Source organism: Stenotrophomonas sp. HMWF023 (assembly GCF_003060985.1).
In the GTDB taxonomy this organism is placed as follows: Bacteria; Pseudomonadota; Gammaproteobacteria; order Xanthomonadales; family Xanthomonadaceae; genus Stenotrophomonas; species Stenotrophomonas lactitubi.
The window spans coordinates 1-10,020 of sequence record NZ_QAIJ01000334.1; the positions used below are offsets into that span (position 1 = coordinate 1).

Annotated in this window: 5 protein-coding genes and 1 pseudogene; 3 read left to right on the forward strand and 3 right to left on the reverse strand. The window is 65.8% G+C overall.

Annotated features, from left to right (window positions below; translation table 11 throughout):
• The 3 genes from DBR20_RS20360 to DBR20_RS20370 all read right to left on the reverse strand — a co-directional run.
• The coding region (locus DBR20_RS20360; RefSeq protein WP_181393137.1) for an efflux RND transporter permease subunit at positions 1–1,456 on the reverse strand (1,456 nt) is incomplete at its 3' end.
• A 14-nt stretch (positions 1,457–1,470) separates the two neighbouring features.
• The gene (locus DBR20_RS20365) at positions 1,471–2,727 is read right to left on the reverse strand and encodes an efflux RND transporter periplasmic adaptor subunit (protein ID WP_108268056.1); all 1,257 of its coding nucleotides are present in this window, start codon (positions 2,725–2,727) and stop codon (positions 1,471–1,473) included.
• On the reverse strand, positions 2,727–3,383 hold the full coding sequence (locus tag DBR20_RS20370) for a TetR/AcrR family transcriptional regulator (RefSeq protein WP_025876846.1): 657 nt from the start codon (positions 3,381–3,383) through the stop codon (positions 2,727–2,729). Before DBR20_RS20370 ends, DBR20_RS20365 begins: the two co-directional genes overlap by 1 nt.
• Positions 3,384–3,633: 250 nt before the next feature.
• Here DBR20_RS20370 and DBR20_RS20375 point away from each other — a divergent pair, with 250 nt between their 5' ends.
• The 3 genes and pseudogenes from DBR20_RS20375 to DBR20_RS23575 all read left to right on the forward strand — a co-directional run.
• Positions 3,634–8,610: an NAD-glutamate dehydrogenase domain-containing protein gene (locus tag DBR20_RS20375; protein ID WP_108268058.1), complete on the forward strand. Its 4,977-nt coding sequence runs from the start codon at positions 3,634–3,636 to the stop codon at positions 8,608–8,610.
• A gap of 199 nt (positions 8,611–8,809) precedes the next feature.
• Positions 8,810–9,583, forward strand: coding sequence for an NAD kinase (locus DBR20_RS20380; protein ID WP_108268060.1), 774 nt, complete (start codon positions 8,810–8,812; stop codon positions 9,581–9,583).
• A gap of 106 nt (positions 9,584–9,689) precedes the next feature.
• Positions 9,690–10,020, forward strand: a pseudogene (locus tag DBR20_RS23575) (5'-nucleotidase); the annotation flags it as partial.

The following is a 10,020-nucleotide window of genomic DNA, read 5'->3' on the forward strand; positions in this document are numbered from 1 at the left end:
GTGCCAGGAACGCCGAGAACGCCATCGAGATGGCGATGGTCAGGGCGAACTGCTTGTAGATCTCACCGGCCGCACCGCCCTGCAGGGCCGAGGGGATGAACACCGCCGCCAGCACCACGGTGATGGCCACCACCGCGCCGGTGATCTGGGTCATCGCCTTCTGCGTGGCCGGCTTCGGCGCCAGGCCTTCCTCGGTCATGATGCGTTCGACGTTTTCGATCACCACGATCGCGTCATCGACCACGATGCCGATCGCCAGCACCATCGCGAACAGGGTCAGCTGGTTGATCGTGAAGCCGATCATCCACATGCCCAGGAACGTACCCAGCAGGGCCACCGGGATGACCAGCGTCGGGATCAGGGTGGCGCGGAAGTTCTGCAGGAAGATCAGCATCACCAGGAACACCAGCAACACCGCTTCGAACAGGGTCTTGACCACTTCCTGGATCGAGATCTTGACGAAGGTGGTGCTGTCGTACGGCGAGAACCAGGTGACGCCGGACGGGAAGCTGGGCTGCAGCTCGTCCATCTTGCCGCGCACGGCCTCGGCCACGTTCAGGGCGTTGGCGCCCGGCAGCAGCTGGATCGCGAAGGCGCCGGTGGGCTTGCCGTTGTACTGGGTGTCGAAGCCGTAGTTGTTGGCACCGAAGGCAACGCGGGCAATGTCCTTCAACAGCACGCGCGAGCCATCAGCGTTGGCCCGCAGGATGATGTTCTCGAACTCCTGCGGCGAGCTGAAGCGGCCTTCGGCCGATACCGTGGCGGTGAAGTGCTGGCCTTCCGGCGACGGGTCGGAGCCCAGTGCACCGGCGGCGAACTGCACGTTCTGCGCGCGTACCGCCGCCAGTACCTGGCTGGCCGACAGGCCATAGCCCTGCATCTTTTCCGGGTTGAGCCAGATGTTCATGGCGTACTCGGAACCGAACTGCTGGGTGCTGCCGACGCCGGGGATGCGCGAGACCTGGTCGAGCACGCGCGAGCCGACGATGTCGTTCAGCGCGTCACGGTTGATGGTCGGCGTATCGGACTGCAGCGCCACCACCATCAGGAAGCCGGCGTTGGCCTTGGCCACCACCACGCCCTGCTGGGTGACCTCCGAAGGCAGTCGCGGTGTGGCCAGCGAGACCTTGTTCTGCACCTGCACCTGGGCGATGTCCGGATCGGTACCGGTCTCGAAGGTCAGGGTGATCGAGGCGCGGCCGTTGGACGCGGACGAGGAGCTGAAGTACAGCAGGTGATCGATACCGGTCAGCTGCTGCTCGATCACCTGGGTGACCGACTTCTCCGTGGTGTCCGCGCTCGCGCCCGGGTAGGTGGCCGAGACGGTCACCTGCGGCGGGGCGATGTTGGGGTAGGACTCCACGCCGAGGTTGAGGATCGCGATCACGCCGCTGAGCGAAATCAGGATCGCAACCACCCAGGCGAAGACTGGATGTTCGATGAAAAATTTAGGCATGACGGAAGGTCCCGTTACTGCTTGTTCGAATCGGTGGCGGCCGGCTCGGCCTGGTCAGCCTTGGCCGGTGCCTTGGCGTTGGCCGGAGCCGTGGCAGCCGCGCCCGGAGCACCAGCGCCGGCGGCAGGCTTGCCGTTGGCATCCTGGCCCGGGGTCCACGGCTTTGCCGTGGCCGGCGTACCTTCCTTGACCTTCTGTACGCCGGCGACGACCACCTTGTCTCCGGCGGCCAGGCCTTCGCTGACCAGCCAGTTGCCGTTCTGCGCGCCGTCGGTCTTGACGTTCTTGCGGACGACCTTGCCGTCGGCGCCGACCACCATCACATAGCCGCCGGTGGTGTCACGCAGCAGCGCCTGCTGCGGCACCAGGTAAGCGTTGTTGCGCTCGCCCAGGTTGGCCTGGAAGCTGACGAAGGCGCCCGGCAGCAGGATCTTCTGCGGGTTCGGCAACACCGCACGCAGCGACACCGCGCCGGTAGCCGGGTCGACCGTGGTCGAGGAGAAGTCCAGCGTGCCCGGCTCGCTGTAGGTGCTGCCGTCGGCCAGCTTGACGTTGACCGTGGCCTTGCCGTCGCCGGACAGGGCCAGCGTGCCCTTGGCCTGCTGCGCACGCAGCTGGGTCAGTTCATCCACGCTCAGCGAGAAGTTCACGTACAGCGGGTCGAGCTGGTCCACGGTGGTCAGCAGGGTCACATCGCCCTGGCCGACCAGCGCGCCTTCGGTGACCTGCTGCTTGTTGGCCACGCCGCTGATCGGGGCGGTGACGTTGGTATAGCCCAGGCTGATGCGGCTGCTGGTCACCGAGGCTTCGGCCTGCTTGACCGCCGCCAGCGCGGTGCGCTCGGCCGACTCGGCGTTGTCCAGGTCAGCCTTGGACACGAACTTCTGCGGTGCCAGCGAGCGGGCGCGGTCAGCGGCAACCTTGGCGTTGGCGTAGGTCGCGCGTGCCGAAGCCAGCTGGGCTTCGGAGGCGCTGAGCGAGGCGCGCAGCGGTGCCGGATCGATCAGGAACAGGGTCTGGCCCTGCTTGACCTCGCTGCCTTCCTGATAGACGCGCTTGAGCAGCACGCCGGGTACGCGGGCGCGCACATCGGCGCTGCGGAACGGCGACAGGCGACCGACCAGCTCGCGCTGCAGCGGCAGGGTCTGCGGCTTGGCGTCGATCACGCCCACCTCCGGCGGTGGGGGCGTCGGCTGTTCCGGCTTCTTGCAGGCAGCTACGGCGACAGCAACGGCGCACGTCAAGGCAAGGGTGCGGAGTGGGGCGGTCATCAGGAGGAACTCCGGGGTTGGTTTGAAGACGGGGCCGGCGAGGGCTGCGGCGCGAACGCGCGCAGGAAGCCATCGACGGAGAACTCTGCCCAGCGCCGACGCAACGCTGCGTCATCACGATGGGGGGTATGGAAGCGCTGTTTGTCGAAATCCTGACCGGCGATCATGCTCAGCAGCAGTTCGGCCATGAAGTGCGGGTCGTCATGCCGCAGCAGACCGCGACTGCAAACGGTTTCAATCCATTCAGCAAGATGAAGCGTCAACGCGCCGGCGCCATGCCGGTACAGCGTACGCGCCTCTTCGGGAAACTGTGCTGCATCGGCGGCGATCAGGCGGCAGGCCTGGCCGACGTGAGGCTGGTTGAAGTGCTCCAGGAAGTCGGTGGCGAACTGCAGCAGGCTGCCACGCAGGTCGTCACCGCGGAGTGCACGCAGCATGGCCCCGGTCGCGTGACCGACGTGGCGCTGCATCACCCGCCGCAGCAGGGCCTGCTTGTTGCCGTAGCGCGAGTACAGGGTCTGCTTCGAGCAGCCAGCATGCTGGGCAACCGCGTCCATGCTCATCTGCATGCCCTGTTGGGCAAGCAGTTCGCGCACGGCATCGAACACGCGCTCATCACGCGCGTCGAGGGCGACAGGAAGGTAGGCCGGATTCACGCGGTGGACTATACCGTCCAGTTCAGGATTGTGGAATCGCGCCGATGTTGCCGCATGTGTCTTCCGGTAACACGTTTTGCCGATCCTGTCGGCAACGCTGTGCGACGGCGATGCCCATACCGGTGCGAACTGAATAGGGCGTCTAAACCGCAGCAAACCCGAATCTGGTTATTCCGTCCTGCAGCAAGGCCTTTTCGTGCGGTAGGGCTACAATTTCATTTTCCCAACTGAGCAAGCGCGCCGCTCTGCCATGAAACCGCAAAAAACCGCAGCCAAGACCGTGAAAAACAAAAGCAAACCAGTTGAGTCGGAGGTCGCAGTGACCGCTGGTTTCTCCCTGGAGCCGGTGTACACGGCCTTGCGCAAGCGTTACCCCGCGGCCGCCCAGGCCGAGGCAGTGGCATTCGCAGCCGATTTCTACAAGCGCATGGAGGCGGACGAGTTCCCCCACCACAGCGCTGAGGAGTGGGCCGCGCTCGCAGCCGAAACGCTGGAATTCGCCCGTGCCCGCAAGGCCGGCAAGGCCAATGTCCGCGTGTTCAATCCGACCGCGAAGGCCAATGGTTGGGAATCGCCGCACACCGTGCTGCAGATCATCAACGACGACATGCCGTTCCTGGTCGACACCGTGACCATGTCGCTGGCCGAGCATGGCGTTGGCGTGCATGTGCTGGGCCACCCGGTGCTGCATTTCACCCGTGACAAGGCCGGCAAGCTGACCAAGGTCGGCGAGGGCCAGCTGGAATCGGTGATGCTGCTGGAGATCGACCGCCAGCCGGCCGAAGCCATGGCGGACATCGAGCAGGCCATCAACAAGGCGCTTGATGAAGTGCGCGCCATCGTGCGCGACTGGCAGCCGATGCAGGACAAGGCGCTGGCGCTGGCCGACGATCTTGGCAGCCGCCAGCTGCCGGTCGACGCTGCCTCGCGCAAGGAAGCACAGGAATTCCTGCGCTGGGCCGCCGACAACCACTTCACCTTCTTCGGCTACCGCGAATACCGCGTCGAGAAGCAGGGCAAGGAAGACGTGCTGGCGCCGCTGAACGACACCGGCCTGGGCCTGATGCGCGGCAAGGACAAGTCGGCCGCACGTCCGGTCAAGACCCTGGCCGCGCAGGGCCTGAACACCACGTCCGGGCTGAAGGACGCGTTGATCCTGACCAAGACCAATGCCCGTTCGCGCGTGCACCGTGCCGGCTACATGGACTACATCGGCGTGCTGGAATTCGACGCCAAGGGCAAGATCATCGGCGAACAGCGCTTCCTTGGCCTGTTCACCTCCAGCGCCTACAACCGCCGCCCGTGGGAAATCCCGCTGGTGCGTCAGCGCTACGAACACGTGATGAAGCAGTCCGGCCTGGCTGGCTCCAGCCATAGCGGCAAGGCCCTGCGCCACATCCTGGAAACCCTGCCGCGCGAAGAACTGTTCCAGTCCAGCGAGGACGAACTGTTCCGCACCGCGATGGGCGTGCTGGGCCTGCAGGAGCGTGTGCGCAGCCGCCTGTTCCTGCGTCGCGACAAGTACAGCCGTTTCATTTCCGCGCTGGTGTACCTGCCGCGCGAGCGTTTCAACACCGACGTGCGCCTGCGCATCGAAGCGATGCTCAAGGAAGCACTGCACGGCGAGTACGTGGACAGCTCGGTGGTGCTGGGTGAATCGCCGTTGGCCCAGGTGCACCTGATCGTGCGTCCGAAGCCGGGCGAAATGCTCGACGTCGATACCGCCGAACTGGAGCAGAAGCTGGCCCAGGTGCTGCGCAACTGGCAGGACGACCTGCGCGAAGCGCTGGTCACCCGCCACGGCGAAGCTGAAGGCCTGCGCATCGCTGCGCGTATCGGCAAGGCGCTGCCGGCTGGTTACATCGAAGACAACAGCACCGCCGTTGCCGCCAACGATGTCAGCCAGCTCGATGCGCTGACCGGCCCGGACGACCTGCGTTTGAGCCTGCAGGCCGTGCCGCGCGAATCCGGCGATGGCCTGCGCCTGAAGCTGTATCGCCAGCTGGATGACATCCCGCTGTCGGACGCGCTGCCGATGATGGAAAACATGGGCCTGCGCGTGATCGCCGAGCGTCCGTACCGCCTGTCGGTGGACAACGCGCCGGTGTACGTGCAGGACTTCGAGGTCGAGTCGACCGCCGGTGCGATCGATGCCGCCAGCGTCGATGAAGCCTTCGGTGAGACCTTTGCCCGCGTGTGGCACGGCGATGCCGAGAACGATGCCTTCAACCGCCTGGTGCTGGCTGCCGGCCTGCACTGGCGCCAGGTCGCCATGCTGCGCGGCTACTGCAAGTACCTGCTGCAGACCGGCGTGCCGTTCTCGCAGGCTTACGTCGAAGGTACCTTCACCCGCTACCCACTGCTGGCACGCCTGCTGGTCGAACTGTTCGAAGCCCGCTTCGATCCGGCCACCGGTCATGAAAGCAAGGAAGACATCGCCACTGGTCAGGCGCAGCTGAAGGCCCACCTCGATGTGCTGGCTGCCGGCGACGAGGCCACCCTGAAGGTGCTCAAGACCGTGGTCGACGCCCGCAAGGGTGACCGCGATGCGCAGATGCAGGCCGCGCGCGAAGCGCTGCTGAAGCTGATGGACCGCGTGTCGAGCCTGGACGAGGACCGCATCCTGCGTTCCTTCATGGGCGTGATCGATGCGACCCTGCGCACCAGCTACTACCAGACCGATGCCAACGGCCAGCACGGCCATGTCATCAGCTTCAAGTTCGATTCGGCCCTGGTGCCGGACCTGCCCAAGCCGCGTCCGTACCGCGAAATCTTCGTGTACGGCCCGCGCGTGGAAGGTACCCACCTGCGCTTCGGTGCCGTCGCCCGTGGCGGCCTGCGCTGGTCGGATCGTCGCGAAGACTTCCGTACCGAAGTGCTGGGCCTGGTCAAGGCGCAGATGGTCAAGAACACCGTCATCGTGCCGGTCGGCGCGAAGGGGGGCTTCTTCGCCAAGATGCCGCCGGGGAACGGCGATCGCGATGCGATCTTCGCCAACGGCGTGGCCTGCTACAAGCTGTTCATCCAGGGCCTGCTGGACATCACCGACAACATCGTCAACAACAAGATCGTGCCGCCGGTCGATGTCGTGCGTCATGACATGGACGATCCGTACCTGGTGGTCGCTGCCGACAAGGGCACCGCGACCTTCTCCGACATCGCCAACGGCCTGGCCATCGCGCACGGCTTCTGGATGGGCGATGCGTTCGCCTCCGGCGGTTCGGTCGGTTACGACCACAAGGGCATGGGCATCACCGCGCGCGGCGCGTGGGAGTCGGTCAAGCGCCACTTCCGTGCACTGGGCCGTGACAGCCAGACCCAGGACTTCACCGCGGTCGGCGTCGGCGACATGTCCGGCGACGTGTTCGGCAACGGCATGCTGCTGTCGCGCCACATCCGCCTGCTGGCGGCGTTCGATCACCGCCACATCTTCCTGGACCCGAACCCGGATGCAGCGACCACGTTCGTCGAACGTGAGCGTCTGTTCACCGTGCCGCGTTCGAGCTGGGCGGACTACGACGCCAAGCTGATCAGCAAGGGCGGCGGCGTGTATCCGCGCAGCCTGAAGTCGATCGAGATCACCCCGCAGGTGCGTGAGGTGCTCGGCCTGGACGAGAGCGTCAAGGCGCTGTCGCCGAATGACCTGATGAGCGCGATCCTGAAGGCACCGGTCGACCTGCTGTGGAACGGTGGCATCGGTACCTACGTCAAGGCCGCCAGCGAGCAGCACAGCGATGTCGGCGACCGCGCCAACAACGCCCTGCGCGTGAACGGTGGCGAGCTGCGCTGCAAGGTGGTGGGCGAGGGCGGCAACCTGGGCATGACCCAGCTGGGCCGCATCGAAGCCGCCCAGGCGGGCGTGCTGCTCAACACCGACTTCATCGACAACTCGGCCGGTGTGGATACCTCCGACCATGAAGTCAACATCAAGATCCTGCTCAACGATGTGGTGCGGGCCAAGAAGCTGACCGTCGAGCAGCGCAACAAGCTGCTTGCGTCGATGACCGACGAAGTCGCTGCGCTGGTGCTCAACGACAACTACCGCCAGAACCAGGCCTTGAGCCTGATGGAGCGGATGGCGGTCAAGCGCCTGGGTTCCAAGCAGCACTTCATCCGTACGCTGGAACAGCAGGGCCTGCTGGATCGCCAGATCGAGTTCCTGCCGTCCGATGCCGAGCTGTCCCAGCGCAAGGCGCGCGGCCAGGGCCTGACCCGTCCGGAGCTGTCGGTGCTGCTGTCCTATTCCAAGCTGGTGGCGTTCGCCCAGCTGCTGGATTCGGACATCCCGGAAGATCCGTACCTGTCCAAGGAACTGCAGCGCTACTTCCCGACCCCGCTGCAGAAGAAGTACGCCGACGCGATGGAGCGTCACCGCCTGAAGCGCGAAATCATCGCCACGGCCGTGACCAACCAGACCATCAACCGCATGGGCGCCACCTTCCTGATGCGCATGCAGGAAGACACCGGCCGCTCCATTGCCGAGGTCGCCAAGGCCTACACCATCAGCCGCGAAACGCTGGATGCCCGCGCGCTGTGGGCGCAGATCGACGCCCTCGACGGCACCCTGCCGGAGTCGGTGCAGATCGATGCACTGGAAGTGATCTGGAAGCTGCAGCGCTCGTTCGTGCGTTGGCTGCTGTCGCGCCCGGGCCCGATGCCGGGCATCACCGAGGCGGTCGACCGCTACCAGGGTCCGTTCAACGACATCCGTGTTGCTTCGGGTGTGCTGCCCGATTCGCAGCGTCCGACCTACGAGGCCCTGGTGGCCGAGTGGAAGGAAAAGGGCCTGCCGTCGGCATTGGCACAGCAGCTTGCCGAACTGCACTTCCTGGAACCGGCGTTCGACATCATCGAACTGGCCCGTACCCGCAAGCTGAAGCCGGTGGATGTCTCCAAGATCCACTTCCGCCTGGGCGACGCCCTGCAGCTGCCGTGGCTGTTCGAGCAGATCGACGCGCTGGAGGTCAACGGCCGTTGGCACGCGGTGGCACGTGGCGTGCTGCGCGACGAACTGGCCGCACACCACCGCAGCCTGGCTGGCCAGGTGCTGGCCACCAAGGGCAGCACCGCTGAAGCCAAGGTGGCTGCATGGATCGGTCGTGACGACAGCAGCCTGCGCTTCACCCTGGCGATGCTGGCGGAACTGGCCGAGCAGAAGACCCTGGACTACCCGACGGTTTCGGTCGCAGTCCAGCGCCTGGGTCAGCTCGCTGCCCACGGCGCGTAAGTGAAGTAGTGCCAGGCCATGCCTGGCATGCGTGAACCGGAGCGGCCCCGCGAAAGCGGGGCCGTTTTTTCTTGCGGACGACCGCCGGGCATGGCCCGGCGCTACCGATGTACGGCGGAGCAGGTAGCGCCGGGCCATGCCCGGCGAGCGCAGCGGCGCTCGGTTATGCTCTCCACCACGCCTTCCCCCGGATCCACCGATGAGCGACACCCCCCGCATCGCTTTCCTGGCCAGTACCACCGAACCTGCGCAGATGGCCCGCGCAGCGATGGTCTCGCGCTATGGCGGCCACGCGCCCGACCAGGCCGACGTGCTGTGTCCGCTCGGTGGCGATGGCTTCATGCTGCAGACCCTGCATCGTCACGGACACCTGGGCAAGCCGGTATTCGGGATGAAGCTGGGCACGGTGGGTTTCCTGATGAACCAGTACCGTGGCGACGACGACGTGCACGCGCGTATCGCCCGTGCCGAGCCGGCCCACCTGCGGCCGCTGGAAATGGTGGCACTGACCGAATCGGGCACCACCACCGGGTCGCTGGCCTACAACGACGTCTCGCTGCTGCGGCAGACCCGGCAGGCGGCGCATATCGGCATCGACCTCAATGGCCAGGAGCGGGTGGGCGAACTGATCGGTGATGGTGTGCTGGTGGCAACCCCGGCCGGAAGCACCGCCTACAACTACTCGGCGCATGGACCGGTGCTGCCGCTGGGCTCGCACACCATCGCCCTGACGCCGCTGGCCCCGTATCGCCCGCGGCGCTGGCGCGGCGCCATCCTCAAGGCCGACACCGAAGTGCGCTTCCGCGTGCTCGATCCCTACAAGCGTCCGGTCAGCGTCACCGCCGATTCGCACGAGACCCGCGATGTGGTCGAAGTGACGATCCGTGAGTCGCGCGAGCACCGGGTGACCCTGCTGTTCGACCCGGAGCACAACCTGGAAGACCGGATCCTGAGCGAACAGTTCGTTTTTTGACGACAATAGGCGGCCGGCACTGCCGACCGCTTGAAGGACCCCACCGATGGGCGACAACTCCCCCCGTTTGCTGACCGTCGCGGTGACCTCGCGAGCGTTGTTCGACCTGGAAGAAAGTCATGCGCTGTTCGAGAGCGATGGCGTGGCCGCCTATGCCGAGTACCAGCGCCAGCACGAGGACGACATCCTCGGGCCGGGCGTGGCCTTCCCGGTGGTGCGCAAGCTGCTGGCGCTGAACCAGGGCGCCAGCCCCGAGAACCCGCGCGTGGAAGTGATCCTGCTGTCGCGCAACTCAGCCGATACCGGCCTGCGCATCTTCAATTCCATCCAGCACTACGGGCTGGGCATCATCCGCGCGACGTTCACCGCCGGTGAGCCAACCTGGCCATACGTGAAGCCGTTCGGCACCGATCTGTTCCTGTCGGCCAATCCGGAAT

Bases quoted from the DNA above. Each gene is read 5' to 3' on its own strand.
- DBR20_RS20365 (WP_108268056.1), bottom strand. From the start codon at position 2,727: ATGACCGCCCCACTCCGCACCCTTGCCTTGACGTGCGCCGTTGCTGTC.
- DBR20_RS20375 (WP_108268058.1), top strand. From the start codon at position 3,634: ATGAAACCGCAAAAAACCGCAGCCAAGACCGTGAAAAACAAAAGCAAA.
- DBR20_RS20380 (WP_108268060.1), top strand. From the start codon at position 8,810: ATGAGCGACACCCCCCGCATCGCTTTCCTGGCCAGTACCACCGAACCT.